We start from the raw sequence: 25,948 nt of genomic DNA on the forward strand, positions 1-25,948 counted from the left end.
TTTGCGTACATGCCGGATAAACAAGTCCATACGAATGATGTTTCGTCGCTGCGCCGCCTGATGCGCACGCGGCGCAAGCCGCTGGCCCTGCTGCTCTCCCTGCCGGGAGTGTGGTGCTCGCTCGCGGCCGCTCAGGAAGCTCCCCCACCCGATATTGCGAAGAGCGAAGGTCTCGAGCTGCGCACGGTGCCCGCGCTGGTCGACAACCCGCTGGCCGCCGGCGAAGACGTGCCGATGTACGTGCGCGGCATGCATCTCACCGGACGCACCAATGTCGACGCGACGGTCGACGGCGATGCCGAGGCGCGCAAGTACCGGTCGTTCGTGAAAGGCGATCGGCTGACTTACGATCAGGACACGGACGAAGTCGTGGCGCGCGGCAACGCGCGCCTGTCGCAGGGCGGCAATCTGTTCATCGGCCCCGAGGCGCATATGTATACGGGGGCGGGCGACGGTTACATGCTCACGCCCACGTACAAGCTCGTGTCGGGCGGCGGCGGCAAGTCGGAACGCGCGGACGTCGAGGCGAGCAACCTCGTGACCCTGAAGCGCGGCACGTACTCCGCCTGCGCGTGTACCGAGGACGGCAAGACGCCCGCCTGGTACATCAAGGCGTCGGAGTTCGAGTTCGATCAGGACCAGCAGGAGGGCACGGCCTACAACGGCGTGCTGTTCTTCCAGAATGTGCCGATCCTGGCCAGCCCGTACCTGTCGTTCCCGACGTCGAACGAGCGTCGTTCGGGCTTTCTCGCACCGACCTTCACGCAGTCGAGCCGTACCGGTTTCGAACTGGCCACACCGTACTATTTCAACATCGCGCCGAACCGCGATCTGACGATCACGCCCCGCTTCATGACCAAGCGCGGCGTGATGCTCATGGGCGACTTCCGCTACCTCGAGCCGACGTACGCGGGCCTGTTCCACCTCGAATATCTGCCGAAGGATCGTGTGACGGGCGACGCCCGGTACACGTTCACGTTCCAGCACAGCCAGTCGCTCGGCTACGGCGTGAACGCGTACGTCAACTTCACGAAGGTCTCGGACGACACCTATCCGGATGATTTCGGATCGGGAACCAACTTCCAGACCGGCGTGCAGCGTGTCTACAACCGCGAAGCCGGATTGACGTGGAATTACGGCGACTGGTCGTTCCTTGCCCGCGTACTGAAGTATCAGACGCTTGCGCCAAGTACGCCCCAGTACGAGTCGGTGCCCGAGCTGTCGGCAACGTACAACAAGTTCGATTTCCACGGCTTCGACTTCTCGATGCCGATCCGGTACAACCGGTTCCAGATCGCCAGCTCCACCGGCCAGCCGAACGGCGAGCGCCTCTATGCGCAGCCCACGTTGAGTTACCCGATTCTCACGCCGGGTTACTTCGTCGTTCCGAAGGTCATGTTCAACGCGGCTGCGTACAACGTCGACTATCCGAACGGATCGATGATGCAGTCGTCGATCACCCGCACGGTGCCGACCGTCAGTCTCGACACCGGGCTGACCTTCGAGCGCCCGGTGAACCTGTTCGGCACGTCCATGAAGCAGACGCTGGAGCCGCGCCTGTTCTACGTCTACACGCCGTACCGGAACCAGAGTTCGATCCCGATCTTCGACAGCGCCGTGTCGGACTTCAACCTCGCCGAAATCTTCAGCGAGAACTCGTTCATCGGGGAAGACCGCATTCAGGACGCCAACCGCGTCACCATGGCCCTGACGTCGCGCCTCATCGATGCGGAATCGGGCATCGAGCGCGCACGCATCTGGTACGCGCAGCGTTACAACATCACGCAATCGCGTGTGACGATGCCCGGTGGCGTGCCGGAAGATGCCGGCGTGTCCGACTTCCTCGTTGGCGGATCGGCGCTGCTGTACCAGAACATCACGTTCAGCACGGCTGTCCAGTACAGTCCGAGCACGTCGCAGTTCAACCGCTCGGACGTCGGCGTCACGTGGCGTCCCGGCGAGCGGCGCGTGTTCAACCTGTACTACCGCTACTTGCGTAACCCGCCGCCCGTCGTGGGGCAAACGACGCTAACCACGACGCCGATCAATCAGATCGAACTTTCGGGGCAATGGCCGATCACACCGCGGTTCGGGGTTGTCGGGCGCCTGAACTACAGCATCACGGACAAGACGTTCGTCGATGCCCTTGCGGGTTTCGAGTATGATGCCGACTGCTGGGCCTTCCGGGTCGGGCTGCAGCGCTACGCCACTAACGCCACGACGACAACTTCGCGTATCTTCGCGCAACTGGAGTTGAAGGGGCTGACCAAGTCCGGCAATAGCGCCACAGAAGCCTTCAAGGTCGGGGTACCGGGATATCAACCGCCACCGACGAACCAGATTCCTTCTCGATTCAGCAACTATGAATGACATGTTTGTGAAGCGTGCCTCGCTGCTGGCGAGCCTGTGTCTTGCTGCCGGGGTGGCGGTGGCGCAGCCCGCGCCGGTCGGCGCCAGGGCCGCGGGAGCGCCTGCGTCGTCCGTGCGTCCGGTGGATTCGATCGTTGCCGTGGTCAACGACAGCGTCATCACCCGCAAGGAGCTCGACACGCGCATCGAGGAGGCAAAGCATCAACTGACGCTCGCCAAGCGCCCGATTCCGGATGCCGACATGCTCCAGCGCCAGGTGCTCGAGCAGATGATCGTCACGCAGGTCCAGCTCCAGCGCGCCAAGGAAGACGGCATCGTCGTGAAGGACGCCGACGTCGAACAGGCATTGCAGCGCATTGCCGCCGACAATCGCCTGAGCGTCGACCAGTACAAGGCCCGTCTTTCGCAGGCCGGCGTGCCCTGGGATGCCTTCCGCAAGGAAGTGCGCGAGCAGATCATCATGGCGCGCCTGCGAGACCGCGAAGTCGACAGCCAGATTCAGGTGAGCGATTCGGAAATCAACACGTTCCTCGCCGCGCAGCGCGGCGCGTCGGCCACGCCGTCGGAGCCGGAATACCGCCTGAGCGAGATCATCGTGAAGCTGCCGGAAGGTGCCACGCCCGACCAGGTGAGCGCCGCGCAGAAGAAGGCGACCGAGGCGCTCGACAAGGCGAAGGCGGGCGGTGATTTCGCGGCCCTCGCCAAGGAATATTCGGACGCGTCGGACGCAGCGAACGGCGGCGACATGGGCTTTCGCATTCCCGAACGCATCCCCGACCTGTACCTCACGCAAATTCAGAAGCTTCAGCCGGGTACGGTCGTGCCGCAGGTGCTTCGCAGCAACAACGGCTTCCACGTCATCAAGCTGGTCGAAACCCGCAAGCAGGGCGGCGAGCAGGGCATGACGGTGCCGCAGATCCACGCGCGTCACATCCTCATTCGTGTGGGCGACGGTGTGTCGGAAGCCCAGGCACGCCAGAAGCTGCTCGACATCAAGGCACAGATCGAGGCAGGCAAGGGCGACTTCGCCGACTTCGCGCGTCAGTACTCTGTGGACGGTTCGGCGTCGCAAGGCGGCGATCTGGGCTGGATTTCCCCGGGGGAAACCGTGCCCGCGTTCGAGCGTGCCATGTCCGAACTCAAGGACGGCCAGATCAGCGATCCGGTGCGCTCCGAGTATGGCTATCACCTGATTCAGGTGCTGGGACATCGCGAGTCGCAGGTCTCCGGCGACCAGGAGCGCAACCTCGCCATGCAGGAACTGCGCGGCCGCAAGGCGGAGCAGCAGTATCGCGACTGGCTGCAACAACTGCGCGACAGCGCCTACGTCGACTATCGTCTGAACAACGCGCAGCAGTAAGCGCCGCGTGAGACGCATTCCGACACGACATTCTCTGCACGCATGACTACCGACCGGCCCTTCGTCCTCGCCATCACCACCGGTGAACCGGCGGGCGTTGGGCCGGAGTTGACGGTGCAGGCGCTCGTGAAGTGCCTGGCGCCGGCGACCACCGGCGGCATCGGCGCCGCCGCGGCGCTTCCCGAAGTCGACGCCTCCCTCCGCCCGCTCTCCCGATGTCGATTTGCCGTGATCGGCGACGCCTCGCTGTTGGCCTCGCGTGCGCAGGCCGTGGGTCTCGGCGACGCCTGGCAGGCGTTGCTCGCGGGCGATCGGGTACGTGTCGTGCACCATCCGCTGGCCGTCGCCGCGCAGGCGGGGCAGCTCGATGCCGCCAACGGTCGCTACGTGCTGGCGCTGCTCGACGATGCCATCGACGGCGCACTGGCGGGCACGTACGATGCCATCGTCACCGCGCCACTCCAAAAGAGCACCATCAACGATTGCGGCGTGGCTTTCACCGGGCATACCGAGTATCTCGCCGAGCGCACCGGCACACCCCGTGTCGTGATGATGCTCGCGGGCGGGGGGCTGCGCGTGGCGCTTGCCACGACGCACCTGCCGCTGGCGCAGGTGCCCGGTGCCATCCGTCGCGGCGATCTGCTCGAAACGCTGGTGATCCTCAACGCGGATCTGATGCGGCATTTCGGCGTGGCGCGACCGCGCATTCTCGTCACCGGCCTCAATCCGCACGCCGGTGAGTCGGGCTATCTGGGCCGCGAGGAAATCGATGTCATCACGCCGGCGCTCGACGATGCCCGCGCGGTCGGCATCGACGCCCGGGGGCCCTATCCGGCAGACACGCTGTTTCAGCCGAGACACCTCGAAGGCGCCGACGCCGTGCTGGCGATGTATCACGACCAGGGCCTGCCGGTGCTCAAGTACGCGAGCTTTGGCGCGGGCGTGAACATCACCCTGGGGCTGCCGATCATCCGGACATCCGTCGACCACGGCACGGCGCTCGACCTCGCGGGTACGGGCCGCGCCGAGAGCGGCAGTCTGCTCGAAGCCCTGCGTACCGCCGCGGCCATGGCGGGCAACGCCGCCGCACACGCAACATTGATCGCGGGCGTGGCCGGCGCACCGGGCGCATCGCAACCGCGTTCATAAGGAATTTCACATGAGTAGCGCATCCAAGCGCACGGGCGTCCAACAGGGCCACGTGGCGCGCAAACGTTTCGGCCAGAACTTTCTCGTCGACATGGGCGTGATCGACGCGATCATCAGCGCCATTTCTCCGCGCACCGACGACCTGATGGTGGAAATCGGGCCGGGGCTGGGTGCGCTGACGACGCCGCTGACCGAGTGGCTCGCGCATTTGCACGTGGTCGAACTCGACCGCGATCTGGTGGCGCGCCTGACGCGCAAGTTCGGCGATCGTGTGAGCGTGCATGCGGGCGATGCGCTGGACTTCGACTTCGGGTCGCTGGTGCCTGCCGATCGCCGCGACGAGGCCCCGCTGCGCATTGTCGGCAACCTGCCGTACAACATCTCCAGCCCGCTGCTCTTTCACCTCATGCGCTACGCGGCCCAGGTGCGCGATCAGCACTTCATGCTGCAGAACGAGGTCGTGGAGCGCATGGTGGCCCCGGCGGGGTCGAGCAACTACAGCCGTCTTTCCGTCATGCTCCAGTACCGCTACTGGATGGACAAGGTGCTCGACGTGCCGCCGCAGGCGTTCAATCCGCCGCCGAAGGTCGACTCGGCCGTGGTGCGCATGATCCCGCGCGCGGTGGCCGATCTGCCGGAGGTCGATCTGGACGTGTTCGAAGCGGTCGTCGCGCAGGCATTCTCGCAACGGCGCAAAATGCTGCGCAACACGTTGCACAGCTACCGTGACCGCGTGGACTTCGAGGCGATCGGCTTCGATCTCACGCGTCGCGCGGAAGATGTGCCGGTCGACGAATACGTTGCCCTGGCGCGCGCGATCAGCGCCGGCGGTTCACGAGGCTGATGCCCGCGAACACGAGCGCCACTGCGCCTGCAAAGCGCCAGCCGACCGATTCGCCCAGAATCAGCACGCCGAACGTCACGCCGAACAGCGGACTCAGGAACGAGAACGACGCGAGGCGGGCGGCGCTGTAGCGGGTCAGCATCCAGAACCAGATCAGATAGCTCGCGAACGCCACGCCCACGGATTGGTAAACGAGGCCGATCCATGCCGTGGCCGTCATCGCGCCGACGTGCGCGTGCCCCGTAAGCAGCGCCAGCGGGCACAGCAATACCGCCGACACCGCCAACTGATACAGCAGCGTCTTGGCCGGCGCGGCCGTCGCCAGACGCGAGGCGCGAACGATCACGGTCGTCATTCCCCAGAAAAATCCCGCGAGAATGCCGAGCAGGTCGCCCGGCCACGTCGTGGAGAGGTTGGCGCTGCTGCCGTCGGAAAACGCCACGACGATGCCGCAGAAGGCAACGGCCATGCCGAGCCATTGCAGCGGCCGAAGCCGCTCGCTCGGCACGGCCCAGTGCAGACCGATGGCGGTGAAGCACGGCGCCGAGTAGAGGAAGACCGCCATGCGCGAGGCCGTGGTGTACGTCAGTCCGACGAAGATGCAGTAGAACTCGACCGAGAACAACAGCCCGGTGAGAAGGCCGGCCGGCAACGTACCGTCGCCCGTGATCAGCTTCTGGCGGCGCCACAGCATCCACGCCCCCACGAGAATGGAGGCGATGAGCGAGCGCAGGCCCGCCTGAAGTACCGCCGGCACGGCCGGGATCGCGAGCTTGACGGCGACCTGCTGGCCACCCCAGACCATGCACAGGCCCAGCATGATGGCGAGCGCACCGGCGTCGATCGGGCGAGGTGTGGTTTTCATGAAATTGGTTCGGATGACGATGCATCGTGGACATCGGCGCACGACGCGCATTGGCGCCTATTGTCCCCGATCCTGACACGTCGGGCGGGATTCCGGTGCGGGCAGCGTGGGTAATGTGACGGACATTGTTGCGTCATGCGGCACAATGTGTCCCCGTTTCGCGGGTTTATTGCGTGCATGCGCGCCGATACAATGCTCCGCGCGGGGGCTTCGTCTCCGCACTTCCCCGCGACGACACGCCCCGGCACGCCGGTCAACGTGGGCGATTCGCATTCGCTTCGAACACCGCAGTATTCCGTATGTACAAGAAAGGCTCCGCCGTCGAATTGCAGTTTTCCCCGTCGCGACTCAACGATGGGGCGGGCGATCCCTACTGGGTCGATCTCACCCGGGAGGAAGCGCAGGCGTTGCTCGCCGCGCTGCAAACGCACCTCGAACGACCGCGGCAAGACGCCTCGGGCACCGAGTCGCCGTTGGTTTTCACGCTGCCCGACCCGGCGGGGGAGCACGCCCGCCCGCCCGCGAGCACGCCTGCGCCCGCGGCGCCGGCGCCGATGGCGTCACGCCAGTGGGTGTGTGTGATTTGCGGATGGATCTACGACGAGGCCGTCGGTTATCCGGAAGATGGCATTGCGCCGGGAACGCCTTGGGAAGACGTGCCGCAGGACTGGCGATGCCCGTTGTGCGACGTGGGCAAGGAAGACTTCGCGATGGTCGAGTTCTGAGGGCTGCGGCCCTTGGAACGGCCCGGCCCGTGATGGGCCGGGCGACGTCTTACAGATCGCCCTTCGACGAGTGCTTCTGGATCAATTCGATCTTGTAGCCGTCCGGATCTTCCACGAAGGCGATCACCGTTGTGCCGCCCTTGACGGGGCCGGCCTCGCGCGTGACCTTGCCGCCCGCGGCGCGGATCGTGTCGCAAGCCTGATAGGCATCGTCCACTTCGACGGCCAGATGCCCGAAGGCCGTGCCCATCTCGTACTTGTCCACGCCCCAGTTGTAGGTCAGCTCGAGCACGGTATTGCCCGACTCGGCGCCATAACCGACGAACGCCAGCGTGTACTTGTATTCGGGGTTCTCGCTCTGACGCAGCAGTTGCATGCCGAGCACGCGCGTGTAGAAGTCGATCGAGCGCTGCAGGTCGCCGACGCGCAGCATGGTATGGAGCATTCGCATGGTGTTTTCAGTGTGGGGACAACGAAAACCCGATTGTACCCGCGCTCACGGAAATGAGCAGGGTTCATGCTGCGTTGAGCCATTCTGACGGCCAGGCTATCCCAGCCATCCTGGTGACCCGGGGTATCCCGGTGATCCGGTGCGTCCCGCCGGTCAGAATTCGGGCAGCCACTCCGGGGCGTGCGATTTGAGCGTGTCGCGCGCGGCCTCGAATTCCGGGAAGATCGACGCCACGGCTTGCCAGAAGCGCGGGCCATGGTTCATTTCCTTCAGGTGCGCGAGTTCGTGCGCGACCACGTAGTCGATCACGCCGAGCGGGAAGTGGATCAGGCGCCAGTTCAGGCGAATGCGTCCGTCGGCGCTGCAACTGCCCCAACGCGTTGCGGCAGACGACAGGCCCAGTGCCGAGTGCCGCACACCCAGGCGCTCGCCATAGACTTCCAGGCGTGTGGTGAAGAGCTTGCGGGCTTCCTGCTGCAACCAGCCCTGCACGCGATCGCGCATCTGTTCGGCGGCGGCCTGGGGGGGCAGGTCGAGCCACAGGGTATGCGTGTGGATGTCGTACTGCGCGATACCGGCGCCTGCGCTCAGGCGCACTGTCAGCGTATGGCCGAGATACGGCAGCGTGGCGCCGTCGATCCAGTTCACACGCGGGATCACGCGGCGCGCCGCGCGTTCACGAAACTCGGCGATCTTGCTGAAGATCCAGCGTTTCTTCTCGACGATGGCGGCTTCCACGTCGGCGAGCGTGACCCATCGCGGCGCGGTCACCGCCAGTCCCGATTCGTCGATCATGAAGCCGATGGTGCGCCGCGACGAGCGTTTGAACCGATAGTAGAGCGCGTGACCGTCGAGCACGATCACGCGCTCGCCGTTGGCCGGTGTGCGGCGCGGCATCGTGGGTTGCAGGCCGTCGGTGTCGGTGGTGGCCTGATTCAGGGCTGCAGAGGCGCCCGGCACATCCGTGGCAACGCCGGTGACTTCCGCGGCGGGGCTGCCGAAAAGGTCGAGTTCCATCTGGGGAGCAGGCGTCTCATGCCGGGAGCGGATGTCGCGGGTGGCGGGTTGGACTTTCGACATGAGACGGTCTCGGCGTATGGTTCAGGCCCGTGGCGTGGCGTCGGGCGTGGCGCTTGCCTTCGGCCTCGACGTGTAGGCCGCCGGGTCGATGCGCACCATTTCCCGCTCGATCCATTCGGCCACGTCGGCGTTGACGGCCTCGGCCGTGCGTCCCGCCGTCTCGATCACGGGGCCGATCGAGACGACCACTTCCCCGGGGTATTTCACAAACGAATTGCGCGGCCACACGCGTCCGGCGTTGTGCGCGACCGGCACCACCGGCGTGCCCGTCGTTGCCGCCAGCCGGGCGCCGCCGGACTTGTACTTGTTGCGCGAACCGGTCCGGGTGCGCGTACCTTCCGGGAACATGATGATCCATGCGCCCTCGGCCAGGCGTTCACGGCCCTGTGCCACGACCGACTGGAACGCGTCGGTGCCTTTGCTGCGATTGATGTGGATCATGCTCAGCAGACCCAGCGCCCAACCGAAGAACGGCACGTACAGCAACTCGCGCTTGAACACGTAGCACAAAGGCTTCGGCATGAGGGCGGGCAGCGCGACCGTCTCCCATGCGGACTGATGCTTCGACAGGACGATCGCCGGCGTGTCGGGCAGATTCTCCCGTCCGATGACCCGGTAGCGAATGCCGCACAGCTTGTCGGCCACGCGAATCACGACGCGGCACCAGCCCACCGCGAACCAGTAGCGTTGCTCGCGCTTGAGGAACGGGAACGACACGATGCACGCGATGGCGTACGGGACCGTCCAGACGATCTGGAAGAGGAAAAAGAGAATCGAACGAAATTGCAGCATCGGGTCTTGGTGAAATGAGGGTGGCCGGAGCGATTGTCCTACAGGCATCGACGCGCGTCGCGCTGCGTGCATCGGAATGCACGGCGGGGCGGATGTCGCTCACGCATGTCGGCCGTCCTCGTCGGCGAGCAGGTCGTTGACGAACGCCTGCAGGCTGTCGTGGACCCGCGTGCCGTCGGGCAGGTCGCCGGCCGCGAGTGTCTTCCGACCCTTGCCGGTGAGTACCAGATGCGGGTGCGCGCCCACGGCGACTGCCGCCTGCAGATCGCGCAGCGAGTCGCCCACGGCCGGCACGCCGGTCAGGTCGATTTCGTAGCGCCGCGCGATTTCCTGAAACAGGCCGGGCTTCGGCTTGCGGCAGTCGCAGCCGTCGGCCGCCGTGTGCGGGCAGAAGAAAACCGCATCGACGCGCCCGCCGACGGCCGCGGCCAGCTTCGACAGCTTCGCGTGCATGGCACCGAGCGTGGCCATGTCGAACAGCCCGCGCCCCACTCCCGATTGATTGGTCGCCACGACGACGCGATACCCGGCCTGATTCAGGCGGCCAATGGCCTCCAGGCTACCGGGCAGCGGCACCCACTCGTCCGTCGACTTGATGAACTGGTCCGAGTCGGCGTTGATCACGCCGTCCCGATCCAGAATCACCAGCTTGCGGGCGGCGGGGCCGGGCGCGCGGTCCTTGCGCGAATCCAGGGGGGACGTGAGGGACTTGGGCAACTCAGTTCACCTTTCTCGGAACACCGCCGTCAGGCGGCGAGCTTGGACAGATCGGCCACGCGGTTCATCTGCACGTGCAGGCGCGTGAGCAGCGCGAGGCGGTTGTTGCGCAGTGCCTCGTCGTCGGCCATCACCATCACGTCGTTGAAGAAGGCGTCGACCGCATCGCGCAGCTGCGCCAGGGCCGAGAGCGCCTGCGCGTATTCGCGCGCCTCGAACTTGTGCTGCACCACCGGGGCCACCTGGTCGAGTTCGGCGGCCAGCGCCTTCTCGGCAGGCTCCATCAGCAGTTCGGCGCGCACCACGCTGTCCGCGGGCGCCGAGGTCTTCTTCAGGATGTTGCCGATACGCTTGTTGGCGGCGGCCAGCGCCTCGGCCTGCGGCAGCGCCGAGAACGCGCGCACCGCTTCCAGGCGCTCGATCAGGTCGCCCAGATATTTCGGCTGATCGGCCAGCACGGCTTCGATCTCATTCGCGGCGAAACCGCGCTCGCGCAGGTAGCCGCGCAGGCGATCGAGCACGAACAGGTAGACGTCGTTCAGGTAGGCGCTGTCGGCCACGCCCGAGGTGAAGCCGTCGTAGGCCGCGCGCAGCAGGTCGGGCAGCATGACCGGCAGGCGCTTCTCGATGAGCATGCGCACGATGCCCAGCGCGTGGCGGCGCAGTGCGAACGGGTCCTTCTCGCCGGTCGGCTGCAGACCGATGCCCCAGATGCCCACAAGCGTCTCGACCTTGTCGGCCAGCGCGACCGCCGTGCCGGTGGGGCTCGCGGGCAGGGCGTCGCCCGCGAAGCGCGGCTGATAGTGCTCCGAGCAGGCGAGGGCGACGTCGTTGGCCTCGTTGTCGTGGCGGGCGTAATACGTGCCCATCGTGCCTTGGAGTTCCGGGAATTCGCCGACCATGTCGGTCAGCAGGTCGGCCTTCGCGAGCAGGGCGCCGCGCTCGGCGAGCGCCACGTCCGCGCCGGTCATCTTCGCGATGGCACCGGCGAGTTTCACCAGACGCTGCGTGCGCTCGAGTTGCGAACCCAGTTTGTTGTGGTAGACCACGTTCGCGAGCAGTGGCACGCGATCGGCAAGCGCTTTCTTCTTGTCCTGCTCGAAGAAGAACTTCGCGTCGGCCAGACGCGGGCGCACCACACGCTCGTTACCCGTCACGATTTGCTCCGGCTTGCCGGTCTCGATGTTGGAGACGATCAGGAAGCGGTTCGTGAGGCGCCCGCCCTCGGCGAGCGGCTTGTCGGTCAGCGCGAAATACTTCTGGTTGGTCTGCATCGTGAGAATCAGACATTCCTGCGGCACCGACAGGAATTCCTTCTCGAAGTGGCAGGCGTAGATCGCGGGCCATTCCACGAGCGCGCTCACTTCGTCGAGCAGCGAATCGGGCATCACGACATGGTCGTCGCCGGCGGCGGCGAGCAGTCGCGCGCGAATCGCCTCGCGGCGGCCGGTGAAGCTGGCCAGCACCTTGCCTTCGGTCTCGAGCGTGGCGGCGTAGGCGTCGGCATTGGCGACAGTGACTTCCCCCTTCGAGAGGAAACGGTGACCCAGCGTCTTGTTGCACGACGCCAGGCCGATTGCCGTGGCGGGCACCAGCGTGTCGCCGTGCAGTGCGATCAGGCCGTGCACCGGGCGCACGAACTGCACCGTCTCGCCGTCCGGGCGCTGATAGCTCATGACCTTCGGAATCGGCAGCTTGCCGAGCGTCTCGTCGAGCGAGGCCTGCAATGCGTCGGCGAGTTGCGCGCCTGCGGCGGTGTAGGTGTGGAAGAAGGCTTCGGCCTTGCCGTCCATCGCGCGTTCGAGGCTGGCGACCGGCAGGTCGGCGAAGCCCATGGCGGCGAGCTTCTTGGCCAACGGGGGCGTGGGGTTGCCGTTCGCGTCGAGCGCGACGGACACCGGCAGCACCTTCGCACGGATGGTGGCGTCAGGCGCGCGCTCGAGCACGTGCGAGATCGTGACCGCCAGTCGGCGCGGTGTGGCATACGGCGTGACGACGCTCGCGTCGGTGGTCAGGCCGCGCGTGCGCAGGCCGTTGGCAATGCCGTCGGCGAACGCGTCGCCCAGACGCGCCAGTGCCTTCGGCGGCAATTCTTCGGTCAGCAGTTCGACCAGCAGGGTGCGTTGTGCGGTGCTCATCATGCGGCTTGCGTTGGGTGTTGGGCGGCGGAGGCGTTCAGCATCGGGAAGCCGAGCTTCTCGCGCGAGGCGTAGTAGGCCTGTGCGACCAGGCGCGACAGCGCACGGATGCGGCCGATGTACGCCGCGCGCTCGGTCACCGAGATGGCGCCGCGCGCGTCGAGCAGGTTGAAGGTGTGCGCGGCCTTGAGAATCATCTCGTAGGCAGGCAGTGCCAGCTCGGCTTCGATGAGGCGCTTCGCCTCGCTCTCGTAGTTGTCGAAGAAGCCGAACAGCATCGGCTGGTTCGAATGCTCGAAGTTGTACGTCGACTGTTCGACTTCGTTCTGATGGAACACGTCGCCGTAGGTCAGGCGACGCTTGACCGGACCGTCGGCGGTTTGCTCTTCCCACTCCGTCCACACCAGGTCGTAGACATTCTCGACCTGCTGCAGGTACATGGCCAGACGCTCGATACCGTAGGTGATCTCGCCGAGCACCGGCTTGCAGTCCAGACCGCCGACCTGCTGGAAGTAAGTGAACTGGGTCACTTCCATGCCGTTGAGCCACACTTCCCAGCCCAGGCCCCAGGCGCCGAGCGTGGGGTTCTCCCAGTCGTCCTCGACGAAGCGCACGTCGTTTTCGGTCAGATCCAGGCCGAGCGCGCGCAGCGAACCCAGGTACAGGTCGAGAATGTTCTCCGGCGCCGGCTTGAGCACCACCTGGTACTGGTAGTAGTGCTGCATGCGGTTCGGATTCTCGCCATAACGGCCATCCTTGGGACGTCGCGACGGCTGCACATAGGCGGCACGCCACGGCTCCGGGCCGATCGCGCGCAGGAACGTGGCGGTGTGCGAGGTACCGGCGCCGACCTCCATGTCGTAAGGCTGGAGCAACGCACAGCCTTGCTTGTCCCAGTAATCCTGCAACGTCAGGATGACTTGTTGAAAGGTAAGCATGATGAATTCGCGCGGACGAACAGGAAAAAATGCGGATTTTGCGCAGTCTCTCGGCCCGGCCGCGAGCGCGCCCGAAAGACTAAAACATTGAATTTTAGCGGGAATTCGACCCGAATGGGGCGCCGATGGCCAACGGTGGTGGCATGGGGGGATTTTCGCGTCCCCCCGCGCGTCACGTTCCTGCCGACGAGTTGCCGGCGCGGGTCTGGCCGATCAGCGTGCGCGGCGCGTCATGAGCAGTCCGAGACCCAGCGCCGCGAGCGCCAGCAGCAGCGCGGGCGCGTTGCCGAAGCGGATGTACGGCGTGAGTCCCGCGTACGGCTGCACGGTGCCGGTGAGCACGCCCGTCGTCATGGCCGGCAGACGGGCCTGCACACGGCCCTGTGCGTCGATGATCGCCGTGGTGCCCGTGTTCGTGGCGCGCAGCATCGGGCGTCCGGTCTCCAGCGAGCGCATGCGGGCGATCTGCAAATGCTGGTCGAGCGCAATGGTGTCGCCGAACCAGGCCAGGTTCGTCGAGTTCGCCAGCACGGTGGCGGGCTCCGGCATGCTGCGAAGCGTCTGCGCGATCTCTTCCCCGAACAAGTCCTCGTAGCAGATATCGAACGCCACCCGCTGGTCGCGCACCACGAACCCGGCGGGGGTGGCCGTGCCGCGCAGAAAGTCGCCCAGCGGAATGTGCATCATGTCGACGAACCAGCGAAAGCCCCACGGCACGAACTCGCCGAAAGGCACCAGATGGTGCTTGTCGTATCGGTAGAGCGTGCGATCGCGCGGCGTCACGCCGAACAGGCTGTTGGTCAGGTCCGTCGGCCCCCGGTCGGTGAGCGTGGCCCCCACGGCGCCGAGCGCCACGTGCGAGCCGGTGCGGTCCGCGAATTCGCGGATCGACGTGGCGATGTCGGGCGGAATGCCTTGCAGCAGCACCGGGAAGGCCGTCTCCGGCGTCATGATGAAGTCGGCCGGCGCCGCCACGATCATGTCGCGGTACAGCGTCATGGCGTGGTCGATCCCGGCGCGCTCGAACTTCATGTCCTGCGCGACATTGCCTTGCAGCAGGCGCACGGTGATCGGCTTGCCCGAAGGTGCGGTCCATGCGTGGCGCGATAGCCCCGCACCCGCGCCCAGCAGGGCGAGCACGCCGATGACCATGGCCAGACGCCGCCCGGGCCGCACGGTCGCGACGGCGGGCAGCACGGCCTGCGCGACGCCCGCGGCCGCCAGTGCGGCCAGACCGCCGATGCCATACACGCCGACGAGCGGTGCAAAGCCCGCGAGCGGGCCGTCGACATGGGCGTAGCCGGGCGAGAGCCACGGAAAGCCGGTGAAGACGGTGCCGCGCAGCCATTCCGCGAGGGTCCAGGCGCCGGCGAACGCCAGTGCGCGCCATGGGCCCGCCGGCCCCACCCAGCGGGTGGCCCAGGCAGCGAGCGCGGGGTACAGCGCGAGATAGATCGAGAACAGCACGACGGCGGCGCCGGCCATGATGCCGGGCATGCCGCCGTAAGTGTGCATGCTGATATAGAGCCACCAGATGCCGCAGACGAAAGACGCGACGCCGAAGCAGCCGCCGAGCCACGCGGCGTCGCGCCGCGAGGCGCTGCGCGCCACGAGCGCGAACAGGCCCGCCATGGCAAGCAGTTGCAGCCACCAGACGTCGCGCGGCGCGAAGGCCAGCATTTGCGCGATTCCGGCCAGACCGGCGAGCGCGCGCGCACGCCAGGCCGGCCACGTGCGCCGCTCGGGCGCGTGGACGGTCATTTCCTGCATGGATCGATCAAGGGGTTAATCGGGAGTCGGTCCAGGCCGGCTATTCGGCCTGAACGGCGGGCGCCGGTTCCACGCGCCGCAGGAGCAGCATGTGGACCTGACGGCCGTCGGCGCGCTGCACCTCGAACACGAGATTGCCGATACGCATGCGCTCGCCCCGGCGCGGCACGCGGCCGAACTGGTGCGTGATCATACCGCCGATCGTGTCGTTCTCGTCATCGTGGAACTGGGTGCCGAACGCTTCGTTGAATTGCTCGATCTCGGTGAGCGCACGAATGCGGTAAGTGCCATCCGGCGCCGCGATGATGTTGTCTTCCTCTTCATCGAAGTCGTATTCGTCCTCGATGTCACCGACGATCTGTTCGAGCACGTCCTCGATGGTGATGAGGCCCGCCACGCCGCCGTACTCGTCCACGACGATGGCGATGTGGTTGCGATTCACGCGAAAGTCGTGCAGCAGCACGTTGAGACGCTTCGACTCGGGAATGAACACCGCGGGGCGCAGCATGTCGCGCACGTCGAAGTCGTGATTGGCGTAGTAACGCAGCAGATCCTTCGCGAGCAGAATGCCGATGATGTTGTCGCGATTGCCTTCGTACACCGGATAGCGCGAGTGCGCCTGTTCCAATACGAAGGGCATGAATTCTTCAGGCGTCTGCTCGATATTGACGGCGTCCATTTGCGCGCGCGGCACCATGATGTCGCGTGCGCACAGATCGGCCACCTGGAATACGCCCTCGATCATCGCCAGCGAATCGGCGTCCATCAGGTTGCGGGCGTGAGCGTCTTGCAGAATTTCGAGCAACTCCGCACGCGACTCCGGTTCCGGGGAAATCAGATCGGTCAGGCGTTCGAGCAGAGAGCGAGGTTTGTCGGTGTTTTTTCGACCGGGTCGACTGGGATAAGGGTCGTTCATGACGGCGCGTCCAAGTTGGGCGGACGCCGAGCTGTTACAGGAACCCCAAGGATACACCAGATGTGTGGCAACGCCGCGTGAGCCGCGTGCGGCTGGCCTGCGCGAGATCGGGGCACCACCAGCGGCCATCCCGCGCGACGCCGGAGGAAAGGCGTGACGGGACGCTCAGTCGCCGTGATGCGCACCGCATCGGTGCAGTATTGCTTCGAGTGCGGGGTCGGCCATGCCTGCTTCGCGCAGCGCCTTGACGGTACGGGCGACGTAGTCGCGCGTAGTGCCGTAACGGCCCTGCGCGCAGTCGAACACCTCGCGGATGATGGCGTCGGGCAATCGGCCTGCGTAGCTTTTTACGTCGCGCCGCATCACGAATGCGAGCGCCGGCTGCGTGCGGCCGTCGGCGAGACGGCAGTTCAGCCATGCCGGGCGATACGACCCCATGGCCATCTCGCGATACCAGAGCGTTTCGAATTCCTCTCTAACCCTGGCCGCCGCGAGCCGCAGCGCGACCCCGGCGCAGGAGCCGCCCCGATCGAGCGCCAGCACGAGGCCCGGCTTTTCGGGGGTGCCGCGGTTCACGCGCGACCACAGGTATAGCCCGCGATGGTAGCCGTGCACGCGGGCATGAAGGCTTTCCTCGACCGGCATGCCGGGGTTCCAGATGAGCGAGCCGTAGGCAAAGATCCAGAGATCCTGGCGACCGTCCCAACCCTCGAGCGCGGCATCGAGCGAGCCGAGGAGTTCGTCGCGGCTCAGATGCCGCGACACGCCGAGATCCGGCGGGTAGCGGTCGCAGGCCGGCCCGCCCGTTGCGCCGGACATCGGGGCGTCCGGAGGTGTCGAGGCGTCGGGAGTGCGATCCATGGGCGAAGAAGGTTCGGGGATTCGGATGCGGGCTCAGGCGCGGCGCGGCCGCGCCGGGGCGGAGCGTGCTGTGCGTGGGGATTTCGGCGAAGCGGCTGCCCCGGCCGTGGCAGACGCCTTCGGCGTCCTGGTGGACTTCTCGGCGGCATAGGGATCCGCGTAACCCAGTCCGGCGAGAATTTCCGTCTCAAGGCTTTCCATTTCCACCGCCTCGTCGTCTTCCTCGTGGTCGTAGCCCTGCGCATGGAGCACGCCGTGCACGATCAGGTGCGCGTAGTGCGCTTCGAGCGCGATTCCCTGTTCGTTCGCTTCGCGCTCGACCACCGGGCAGCACAGCACGATGTCGCCCGACACCGGATCGCTCTCGTCCTGCGCGTAGGCAAACGTGAGTACGTTGGTCGCGTAGTCCTTACCGCGATAGCCGCGGTTAAGCGCCTGACCTTCCTCGGCGTCGACGAAACGCAACGTGAGTTCGGCATCGGCCAGCAGCGCGGCTTGCACCCAGCGGCGCAGGGCCGCGCGCGAGAGCAGCGCCTTGTGCGCGGCGAACGCCGGTCCCGCGACGAACTGACTCGTGAGCGTGAGCGCGTGGCGCGCGGTGCTCATGCGTTGCCTCGCGAGGACCGCGCGGCCGGCGCTTCAGGCAGGTCGAGACCGGCCTCGGCGTGCTGGGCGTGCGCGTCGTACGCCTCGACGATGCGCGCGACCAGCGGGTGACGCACCACGTCCACGCTCGTGAAGCGGGTCACGGCAATGCCGCGCACATTCTTCAGGATCACCTGGGCTTCCATCAGCCCGCTCTTCTGCCCGCGCGGCAGATCGACCTGCGTCGTGTCGCCGGTCACGACGGCCTTGCTGCCGAAGCCGATACGGGTGAGGAACATCTTCATCTGCTCGGGCGTGGTGTTCTGCGCCTCGTCCAGAATGATGAAGGCATGGTTGAGCGTACGCCCGCGCATGTACGCGAGCGGTGCGATCTCGATCATCTGCTTCTCGAAATACTTCTGGGTCTTGTCGAAACCCAGCAGGTCGTAGAGCGCATCGTAAAGCGGACGCAGGTACGGATCGACCTTCTGCGCCAGGTCGCCGGGCAAAAAGCCCAGTCGCTCGCCCGCCTCGACGGCCGGGCGCGTGAGCACGATGCGCTTGACGGCGTCGCGCTCGAGCGCATCCACGGCGCAGGCGACCGCCAGATAGGTCTTGCCCGTGCCCGCCGGGCCGATGCCGAACGTCACGTCGTGCGAGAGGATCTGCTTGAGGTACTCGCGCTGGGCGGGCGTGCGGCCATGCAGGTCGCTGCGGCGCGTGTGCAGCACGGGCGAGCCGTCCTGCGTTTCGCCCGCGGCGAAGGGGTTGTCGTCGCCATGGCGCACGGTCGGGGCCAGGCCCTGGCGCGTTTCCACAAGGCCGAGCTGGATGTCGTCGACGGACAGGGGTTCGGTCGCGCGGTTGTAAAAGCTCTCGAGGGCCTGCGCGGCGATCACGGCGCTCTTGCCGCGAACGGAGAAGCGATGCCCGCGGCGGGAAATCGCCACGTCGAGCGCCTGTTCGATCTGGCGCAGGTTTTCGTCGAGCGGGCCGCAAAGGTTGGCCAGACGGCGATTGTCGTCGCGCGGGGCGGTGAATTCTTGGACGGGTGCTTTCAAGATGATCCGGTCGGGTGCCTGTTCAGGTCGTTCGATGGTGTCGCCGGCGTGCGGCATCGGGCAGGCACCGCGTTTGGGTGGCGTGTCCGATGCGGCCGGGTCCGGTCATGGTCGCAAATTTCGCTCAGTGCGTGGTGACGAGTTCGCCGCGCAGCGAGTGCGGGTAGGCGAAGGTGATCACAACGTCGGTCATCTGGCCGATCAGGGCCGCGCGCTGCGCTTCCGGTACGGGGAAGTTCACCACGCGGTTGTTCTCCGTGCGGCCTTGCAGCTCGTTCGGGTCCTTGCGCGACACGCCTTCGACCAGAATGCGCTGGCGCGAACCGACCATGCGCTGGCTGATGCGCGCGGCGTTCTCCTCGATGACCGCCTGCAGGTGTTGCAGGCGCCGCAGCTTGACCTCGCGCGGCGTGTCGTCGGGCAGGTTGGCCGCCGGGGTACCGGGGCGCGGGCTGTAGATGAACGAGAAGCTCGTGTCGTAGCCGATCTCGTGAATCATCGCCATGAGCTTGTCGAAGTCTTCCTCCGTCTCGCCCGGGAAGCCGACGATGAAGTCTGACGACATCGACATGTCCGGTCGCACCTGGCGCAGGCGGCGAATGATCGACTTGTACTCGAGCACCGTGTAGCCACGCTTCATGGCCGACAGCACGCGGTCGGCGCCGTGCTGCACGGGCAGGTGCAAATGGCTCACGAGCTTGGGCACCCTGGCGTAGGTGTCGATCAGGCGCTGCGTGAATTCCTTCGGGTGGCTGGTCGTGTAGCGGATGCGTTCGATGCCCGGCACTTCCGCCACGTATTCGATGAGCAGCGCGAAGTCCGCGATCTCGCCGTCGGCCATCAGGCCGCGGTAGGCGTTCACGTTCTGGCCGAGCAGGGTGATTTCACGCACGCCTTGTTCGGCCAGACCGGCGATTTCGGTGAGCACGTCGTCGAACGGGCGCGAGACCTCGTCGCCGCGCGTGTACGGCACCACGCAGTAGCTGCAATACTTGGAGCAGCCCTCCATGATCGAGACGAAGGCGGTCGCGCCCTCGACCTTCGCCGGCGGCAGATGGTCGAACTTCTCGATTTCCGGGAACGAAATGTCGACCTGCGAGCGGCCGGTCGAGCGGCGCGCTTCGAGCATTTGCGGCAGGCGGTGCAGGGTTTGGGGGCCGAACACGACATCGACGTACGGCGCGCGCTGCACGATGGCCGCGCCTTCCTGACTGGCCACGCAACCGCCGACGCCGATCACCAGGTCGGGCTTGATTTCCTTGAGCGCGCGCATGCGGCCCAGATCCGAGAACACCTTCTCCTGCGCCTTCTCGCGCACCGAGCAGGTGTTGAACAGAATGACGTCGGCGTCTTCGGGGGTGTCGGTCTTTTCGAGGCCTTCGGCTGCGCCGAGCACGTCCGCCATCTTGTCGGAGTCGTACTCGTTCATCTGACAGCCGAACGTCTTGATGTAAATCTTCTTTGCCATTGAGTGTGCGCCGTTCGCAGTGGTTGACCTGGGGGCGTCCGTATTGATGTTTCAGGGGTTGGGCCCGCGCCGGCGGGCCGGGCCGCGGAACAAAAGCGGCGGCCCAAACGCAAAAGCCGGCGTGGCCGGCCTGTCCGGACCTCCGTGGCGGGGCCGGTGTGTGGTGCACGCATTATACCGCGTGCACCGTCGGGGACGTGCGAGGACTAGCGGTTGTCCTTCATCGCCGCGGCCAGCGCGCGAATGTTGTGCTGGAACAACTGAAGGTAGGTCGACGCTTCCGGATTCTGCGACAGGGCGTCGGAATACAGCTTGCCGTCGACCGTGACCCTGGCGTCTCGCGCGATGCGCTGCACCAGGCGCGGGTTCGAGATGTTTTCCATGAACACCGCCTTGATGCCGGTGCGGCGGATCACGCGAATCAGGTTGGCCACGTCCCGGGCGCTCGCTTCGCTCTCCGTCGACACCCCTTCCGGTGCGAGGAACCGGATGCCGAAGCGCTGGCCGAGGTAGCCGAAGGCGTCATGCGAGGTCAGCACCACGCGGCGCGACGCGGCGATCGGTGCCAGTTGCTTGTTCGCCCAGGTAATGAGGTCGTCGAGCGCGCCGCGATAGTTCCTGGCGCGATCGGCGTAATACGTGGCGCCGGCCGGATCGGCCTGCGACAGCGCCGCGGCGATGTTGTCGACCATCGTTTTCACGCGCTCCGGATCCTGGAACATGTGCGGGTCGGATACCGTGTGGCCCTCGTCGACCATCGTGCGGGGCTTGAGGCCCTTGGTCACGGTCACCAGCGTGCCGGGATAGTGGCTCGACTTCATCAGACGCGGCAGCCAGCCCTCGAAACCCAGGCCGTTGACGAAGAAGAGTTTCGTACCGGAGATTTTCGCCACGTCCGCCGGGGTGGGTTCGTAGACATGGGTGTCCTGATCCGGGCCGACGAGCGTCGTGACATCGACCCGGTCGCCGCCGACCACCTTCACGATGTCGGCCAGGATGCTGAAGCTCGCGCCCACGGGCAGGCGCGTATCCTGCGCGCGGGCCGGGCTGGCGAGGCTCAGCGCGAGGGCGACCATTGCGGCGAAGAACCCTGCGCCCAGCCACGATTTGCCGCCCGTTTTACCCAATCCGAACATGTTTTCCTCTCTTAAAGCGCCGGGGCCTTCGCAGCGGATGCGCCGCCCGACGAAATCAGCAGGGCGCCCAGGTAGGCGACTCCCGCCGTCAATACGATGGCCGGCCCGGAAGGGCAGGCCAGGTAATACGACATCAACAGGCCGATCACGCTCGACGCACTGGCTATCAGCCACGCCACGAGGAGCATGCCCGGCAACGTGCGGGCGACGAGCCGCGACGTGGCCGCCGGCAGCATCATCAGCCCGACGGCCATCAGCGTGCCCATGGCCTGAAAGCCCGCAACGAGGTTCATGACCGTGAGCACCGTGAAGCCGAGGTGATACCGCATCACGGTCTTGCCGCGGCTCTGGCCGAGGAACGTCGGGTCGGCGCTGTCGAGCACGAGACCGCGATAATGCCACCCGAACCACAACAACGTCACTGTCGCGATCGCGGCCACCAGGATCAGCGACGGGTCGTCGACCGCCAGCACCGAGCCGAAGAGCAGGTGCATCAGGTCCACGCTGTTGCCCCACTTCGACACGATGACCACACCGCCCGCGAGCGCGAGCAGGTAGAAGCCGGCGAACGAGGCGCCCTCGTCGAGCCGCGTGCGGCGACTCGACAGGCCGGCGAGCAGCGCGACGAGCAGACCCGCCACCATGCCGCCGCCGGCCATCCACGGCAGCGACAGGCCACCGATCAGATACCCCACGGCCGCCCCGGGCAGCACGGCATGCGAGAGCGAGTCGCCCATCAGGCTCATGCGGCGAAGCAACAGGAAGACGCCGACCGGCGTGCAGCCGATCGACAGCGCCAGGCTGCCGACGAGCGCGTGCCGCATGAAGTCGAATTCGGCGAACGGGCCGACCAGCCAATCGAGCAGTGCGCTCACTGTCGCCCCCCCGGCATTCTCATGACCGACACGCCCGGGGCCGCCGCGTGGGCCGCGCGCGCCGTGTACCCGCCTGCGACGGACAGACCGACGGCGGCGCTGCCGGCCGGGCGCTCGCCGTACGGAAAGGCACCGTGCAGGCACGTTGCCGGTGCACCCGACGCGACCAGCCGGCCGGCCATCACGGCCACGTGCGCAAAGCGCTCGAGCACCAGCGGCAGGTCATGCAGCACCGTCACCACCGTGCGACCTTCGTTGCGCCATTGATCCAGCAAGGCCAGCAACAGTTCCGCCGACGGTACGTCGATGCCGGTCAGCGGTTCGTCGAGCAAAACGATCGGTGCGTCCTCGACGATGAGGCGGGCGAAGCGCGCGCGCTGCCATTGGCCCCCGGACAGGACTTCCAGCGGCTGGGTGCGCCGGTCGGCGAGACCGACGCGCGTCAGCGCGTTGTGGGCACGCTCAAATTCATCGCGGCCGAGGCGGCGTGCGTCGCCGGTGCGCCGCCACGTGCCGGTCAGCACGTATTCCTCGACGCACATCGGAAACCGATGGTCCGTTTCCGGGCGTTGGGACAGATAGGCGACCGGCCCGTCGCACACGATCCTGCCCCGCGATGCCTTCTGCAGTCCCGCCAGCGCGCGCAGCAGGGTTGTCTTTCCCCCGCCGTTGGGGCCGACGACGGCCGAGAGGACGCCGGGCGCGAACGTGACGTTGACCCCGTCGAGCGCCGCATTGGGGCCGAAATGCACCGAGAGATCCTGGCAGCCGATCACGATGCGACTCCCAGCAGCGCCCAGTAGACGAGCGCCCACAGCGGCAGGAGCACGAGCAACGTCAATGCGGTGCGTTCCCAGCCGGCAAGACGGTATAGCCAAACGGAAAAACGAATCATGGAGGCGGCGGGCGATGCCCGGACACAGTTTGCAACTGTGTAATAAATGCAACAAAGTTGCATTATTGCACGAAATGAACCGGAAGCGGTGATGGCGCGGGAGTGCCGGGGCGACACAGGGCGTTACACAATCAACGCAGCACATTTCGGCGAACCGGCGTAACATGAGTTCACGCACGATCGACTGGCACGCTGTTCGCTTCATTCCAGAGATCGGCAATATGCAAGGTATCGATGCGACGGTGGCATGGTGCGGTGCCGCGGCCCGGCCGGAACCTCTGGCAGGCACGGGCGCGAAGCGCGACATCCATGGCCGATTCGTCCCGTCCGGTACGATTTCGCCGAGGAGGTTCGCCCGTTCAGACATCCGGCAATCGTCGACTTTCCGCCTGCGTCCGTCGGGTGCCGCACCCGCCGCCCGCACGACCTTCGCGACCTCGCGCCGTCGCGATGCTTCGTCAGGAACGCCCTCCGTCATGCGCCCACGTCTTCGCGTTCGTCGACGTCGTCGGGCCCCCCACTTTTTTCCGCAGAATACGATACGACGCTCATGGGAAAATCCGTCAAATACATAGGATTCCGTAATGAATTGCGCGTATGAAAAATCGGTGGTGCGTGCAGGCAAACCCGAGTGCGCAATGCGTGGGATGGTGCTTGAAAAAACGCTCGAATTTCGACGCAACGGCATGGCCGTGCGCAATGCGTAGATCGTGCCCGAACCCTTGTGGAATGCGGGTTATCGTGGAGGCCTAGAGATGCGGAAAATATCTAGCGACAGTTTTTTTGTTTTGAGCATATGATGAGTTAACGGTTGCAATTTTCGGTAGCGCGTTTAAAGTCAACCTAAACGGATTTTGAGTCGTTCATGTGAGGGAGGGGACAGTGCGAATGGTTTCGCAATCGTCGCTCCGGCATGCAGTGAGCCAGGTCGAAACCATTGCGCAGTCATCCGGGTCTTGGGTAACAGGGCGGGCATCGCGTTGTGATGCTTTCCGATGAAGCGGGGGTGAGGCATATGGATATTTTCAGCCACTACACGACACGTTTCGAAGCACGCAGGGAAGAGGAATACAGCATTCAGGAATACCTGGAGATCTGTAAGAAGGATGCGACGGCATATGCGACGGCCGCCGAGCGCATGCTGCGCGCCATCGGTGAGCCGGAGCTCATCGACACGCACCACGACCCGCGACTCTCGCGGCTGTTCTCCAACAAGATCATCAAGATCTATCCTGCCTTCCGTGACTTCTACGGCATGGAAGACACGATCGAGCAGATCGTCTCGTTCTTCAAGCACGCCGCGCAGGGCCTCGAGGAGCGCAAGCAGATCCTGTATCTGCTGGGGCCCCCGGGCGGGGGCAAGTCGTCGCTGGCCGAGAAGCTCAAGGCGCTGATGGAAGACGTGCCCATCTATTGCCTGAAGGGATCGCCGGTGCACGAGTCGCCTCTGGGTCTGTTCTCGCCCGAGGAAGACGGCAAGATTCTGGAAGAGGACTTCGGCATTCCGGTGCGGTATCTCAATACGATCCCGTCGCCGTGGGCCACCAAGCGCCTGAACGAATTCAACGGCGATATCACCAAGTTCCGCGTGGTGAAGGTGCGGCCGTCGGTGCTGCAACAGATCGCCATTGCCAAGACCGAACCGGGAGACGAAAACAACCAGGACATTTCGTCGCTGGTCGGCAAGGTCGACATTCGCAAGCTCGAGGAATATCCGCAGGACGACCCGGACGCGTACTCGTATTCCGGCGGCCTGTGCCTGGCCAACCGCGGCCTGCTCGAGTTCGTGGAAATGTTCAAGGCGCCGATCAAGGTGCTCCACCCGCTGCTCACCGCCACGCAGGAAGGCAACTACAAGGGCACGGAAGGGTTTGGTGCGATTCCGTTCGACGGCATCGTGCTAGCGCACTCGAACGAAGCGGAGTGGCAGAGCTTCAAGGGCAACCGGAACAACGAAGCTTTCCTCGACCGGATCTATATCGTGAAGGTGCCGTACTGCCTGCGCGTGACCGACGAGGTGAAGATCTACGAGAAGCTCGTGAAGAACAGCTCGCTCGCCAACGCGCCGCGCGCGCCGAACGTGCTCAAGATGCTGGCCCAGTTTGCCGTGCTCACGCGTTTGAAAGAGCCGGAGAACTCCAACATTTTCTCCAAGGTGCGCGTCTACGACGGCGAAAACCTCAAGGACATCGATCCGAAGGCCAAGTCGTATCAGGAATATCGCGACTACGCCGGCGTGGACGAGGGCATGACGGGCATGTCTACGCGTTTCGCCTTCAAGGTGCTCTCGAAGGTATTCAACTTCGACAACACCGAAGTGGCGGCCAACCCGGTGCACATGTTGTATGTGCTCGAACAGCAGATCGAGCGCGAACAGTATCCGGGCGAGGTCGAGAAGCGATACCTGGCTTATATCAAGGAATACCTGACGGCACCGTTCGTCGAGTTCATCGGCAAGGAAATCCAGACGGCCTATCTCGAGTCGTATTCCGAGTACGGCCAGAACATTTTCGATCGCTACGTGAACTTCGCCGATCTCTGGATTCAGGATCAGGAGTATCGCGATCCGAACACCGGCGAGATTCTCGATCGCACGGCGCTCAACGACGAACTGGAAAAGGTCGAGAAACCGGCCGGGATTACCAACCCGAAGGACTTCCGCAACGAGATCGTCAACTTTGTCCTGCGCGCGCGCGCCAACAACGCGGGCAAGAATCCGCTCTGGACGAGTTACGAGAAACTGCGCGCGGTCATCGAGAAGCGCATGTTCTCCACGACCGAGGACTTGCTGCCGGTGATCTCGTTCAACGCGAAGTCGTCCAAGGAGGATCAGGAAAAGCACGCGAACTTCGTCAACCGTATGGTGGAAAAGGGCTATACCCCGAAGCAGGTTCGCCTGCTCGTGGAATGGTATCTGCGCGTGCGCAAATCCTCGTAATCCATCGGGGCCAC

At 65.4% G+C, this 25,948-nt stretch carries 22 protein-coding genes and 1 pseudogene; 6 read left to right on the plus strand and 17 right to left on the minus strand.

What is annotated here, in order from left to right:
• Positions 1-9: 9 nt before the first annotated feature.
• The 4 genes from W930_RS0113735 to rsmA are packed head-to-tail and all read left to right on the plus strand — an operon-like array spanning position 10 to position 5,723.
• Positions 10-2,370 carry an LPS-assembly protein LptD gene (locus tag W930_RS0113735; protein WP_023872322.1) on the plus strand — a complete coding sequence of 787 codons (2,361 nt, stop codon included), beginning with the start codon at positions 10-12 and terminating at the stop codon, positions 2,368-2,370.
• A complete protein-coding gene (locus tag W930_RS0113740) occupies positions 2,363-3,730 on the plus strand; it encodes a peptidylprolyl isomerase (protein ID WP_023594214.1) in 1,368 nt (455 codons plus the stop codon). The genes W930_RS0113735 and W930_RS0113740 overlap by 8 nt, the downstream gene beginning before the upstream one ends.
• A gap of 42 nt (positions 3,731-3,772) precedes the next feature.
• The gene (gene pdxA, locus W930_RS27355) at positions 3,773-4,879 is read left to right on the plus strand and encodes a 4-hydroxythreonine-4-phosphate dehydrogenase PdxA (protein WP_023872320.1); all 1,107 of its coding nucleotides are present in this window, start codon (positions 3,773-3,775) and stop codon (positions 4,877-4,879) included.
• Between the two features lie 10 nt (positions 4,880-4,889).
• On the plus strand, positions 4,890-5,723 hold the full coding sequence (gene rsmA, locus W930_RS0113750; protein ID WP_023594216.1) for a 16S rRNA (adenine(1518)-N(6)/adenine(1519)-N(6))-dimethyltransferase RsmA: 834 nt from the start codon (positions 4,890-4,892) through the stop codon (positions 5,721-5,723).
• Here rsmA and W930_RS0113755 read toward each other — a convergent pair.
• Positions 5,698-6,588: a DMT family transporter gene (locus tag W930_RS0113755; protein ID WP_023594217.1), complete on the minus strand. Its 891-nt coding sequence runs from the start codon at positions 6,586-6,588 to the stop codon at positions 5,698-5,700. The two genes, rsmA and W930_RS0113755, sit on opposite strands and share 26 nt — an antisense overlap.
• 299 nt (positions 6,589-6,887) lie before the next feature.
• Here W930_RS0113755 and W930_RS31065 point away from each other — a divergent pair, with 299 nt between their 5' ends.
• Positions 6,888-7,313 (plus strand): rubredoxin, encoded by a 426-nt coding sequence (locus W930_RS31065; RefSeq protein WP_023872319.1) that lies wholly within the window; start codon positions 6,888-6,890, stop codon positions 7,311-7,313.
• Positions 7,314-7,362: 49 nt separating this feature from the next.
• On the opposite strand, the gene gloA is transcribed toward W930_RS31065, so the two are convergent.
• From gloA to W930_RS31005, 16 genes and pseudogenes are all read right to left on the minus strand, one after another.
• On the minus strand, positions 7,363-7,764 hold the full coding sequence (gene gloA, locus W930_RS0113765) for a lactoylglutathione lyase (RefSeq protein WP_023594219.1): 402 nt from the start codon (positions 7,762-7,764) through the stop codon (positions 7,363-7,365).
• Positions 7,765-7,917: 153 nt separating this feature from the next.
• Positions 7,918-8,844 (minus strand): M48 family metallopeptidase, encoded by a 927-nt coding sequence (locus W930_RS0113770; protein ID WP_304363891.1) that lies wholly within the window; start codon positions 8,842-8,844, stop codon positions 7,918-7,920.
• A gap of 21 nt (positions 8,845-8,865) precedes the next feature.
• On the minus strand, positions 8,866-9,636 hold the full coding sequence (locus W930_RS0113775) for a 1-acyl-sn-glycerol-3-phosphate acyltransferase (protein ID WP_023594221.1): 771 nt from the start codon (positions 9,634-9,636) through the stop codon (positions 8,866-8,868).
• 99 nt (positions 9,637-9,735) lie between these two features.
• A complete protein-coding gene (gene gmhB, locus W930_RS0113780) occupies positions 9,736-10,329 on the minus strand; it encodes a D-glycero-beta-D-manno-heptose 1,7-bisphosphate 7-phosphatase (RefSeq protein WP_048806746.1) in 594 nt (197 codons plus the stop codon).
• A 53-nt stretch (positions 10,330-10,382) separates the two neighbouring features.
• A complete protein-coding gene (glyS, locus tag W930_RS0113785) occupies positions 10,383-12,494 on the minus strand; it encodes a glycine--tRNA ligase subunit beta (protein WP_023872317.1) in 2,112 nt (703 codons plus the stop codon).
• Positions 12,491-13,429 carry a glycine--tRNA ligase subunit alpha gene (gene glyQ / locus W930_RS0113790; protein WP_023594224.1) on the minus strand — a complete coding sequence of 313 codons (939 nt, stop codon included), beginning with the start codon at positions 13,427-13,429 and terminating at the stop codon, positions 12,491-12,493. Before glyQ ends, glyS begins: the two co-directional genes overlap by 4 nt.
• Before the next feature lie 213 nt (positions 13,430-13,642).
• Positions 13,643-15,190 carry an apolipoprotein N-acyltransferase gene (gene lnt / locus W930_RS27360; RefSeq protein WP_048806745.1) on the minus strand — a complete coding sequence of 516 codons (1,548 nt, stop codon included), beginning with the start codon at positions 15,188-15,190 and terminating at the stop codon, positions 13,643-13,645.
• Positions 15,191-15,239: 49 nt separating this feature from the next.
• Positions 15,240-16,115 carry an HlyC/CorC family transporter gene (locus tag W930_RS0113800; protein WP_023872316.1) on the minus strand — a complete coding sequence of 292 codons (876 nt, stop codon included), beginning with the start codon at positions 16,113-16,115 and terminating at the stop codon, positions 15,240-15,242.
• A gap of 165 nt (positions 16,116-16,280) precedes the next feature.
• Positions 16,281-16,934 (minus strand): gamma-glutamylcyclotransferase, encoded by a 654-nt coding sequence (locus tag W930_RS0113805; protein WP_028731047.1) that lies wholly within the window; start codon positions 16,932-16,934, stop codon positions 16,281-16,283.
• 189 nt (positions 16,935-17,123) lie between these two features.
• Positions 17,124-17,582: pseudogene (gene ybeY / locus W930_RS27365) on the minus strand (rRNA maturation RNase YbeY); the annotation flags it as partial.
• Positions 17,579-18,679, minus strand: coding sequence for a PhoH family protein (locus W930_RS27370; RefSeq protein WP_080685183.1), 1,101 nt, complete (start codon positions 18,677-18,679; stop codon positions 17,579-17,581). The gene W930_RS27370 and the pseudogene ybeY, both read right to left, overlap by 4 nt.
• 67 nt (positions 18,680-18,746) lie before the next feature.
• The gene (miaB, locus tag W930_RS0113820; RefSeq protein WP_023594229.1) at positions 18,747-20,090 is read right to left on the minus strand and encodes a tRNA (N6-isopentenyl adenosine(37)-C2)-methylthiotransferase MiaB; all 1,344 of its coding nucleotides are present in this window, start codon (positions 20,088-20,090) and stop codon (positions 18,747-18,749) included.
• Between the two features lie 206 nt (positions 20,091-20,296).
• On the minus strand, positions 20,297-21,226 hold the full coding sequence (locus W930_RS0113825; RefSeq protein ID WP_023594230.1) for a metal ABC transporter solute-binding protein, Zn/Mn family: 930 nt from the start codon (positions 21,224-21,226) through the stop codon (positions 20,297-20,299).
• Between the two features lie 11 nt (positions 21,227-21,237).
• Positions 21,238-22,101 carry a metal ABC transporter permease gene (locus W930_RS0113830; protein WP_024788621.1) on the minus strand — a complete coding sequence of 288 codons (864 nt, stop codon included), beginning with the start codon at positions 22,099-22,101 and terminating at the stop codon, positions 21,238-21,240.
• Complete coding sequence (locus W930_RS30455; RefSeq protein ID WP_051399221.1) at positions 22,098-22,877, minus strand: metal ABC transporter ATP-binding protein; 780 nt, start codon at positions 22,875-22,877, stop codon at positions 22,098-22,100. The genes W930_RS0113830 and W930_RS30455 overlap by 4 nt, the downstream gene beginning before the upstream one ends.
• The gene (locus W930_RS31005; RefSeq protein ID WP_255343981.1) at positions 22,874-22,996 is read right to left on the minus strand and encodes a hypothetical protein; all 123 of its coding nucleotides are present in this window, start codon (positions 22,994-22,996) and stop codon (positions 22,874-22,876) included. The genes W930_RS30455 and W930_RS31005 overlap by 4 nt, the downstream gene beginning before the upstream one ends.
• A gap of 1,015 nt (positions 22,997-24,011) precedes the next feature.
• Between W930_RS31005 and W930_RS0113850 the strand changes: the two genes are divergently transcribed.
• A complete protein-coding gene (locus W930_RS0113850; RefSeq protein ID WP_023594235.1) occupies positions 24,012-25,934 on the plus strand; it encodes a PrkA family serine protein kinase in 1,923 nt (640 codons plus the stop codon).
• The last annotated feature ends 14 nt before the right edge of the window (positions 25,935-25,948 follow it).

Origin of the sequence: Pandoraea sp. E26 (genome assembly GCF_000681415.1) — a bacterium.
GTDB lineage: Bacteria > Pseudomonadota > Gammaproteobacteria > Burkholderiales > Burkholderiaceae > Pandoraea > Pandoraea pnomenusa.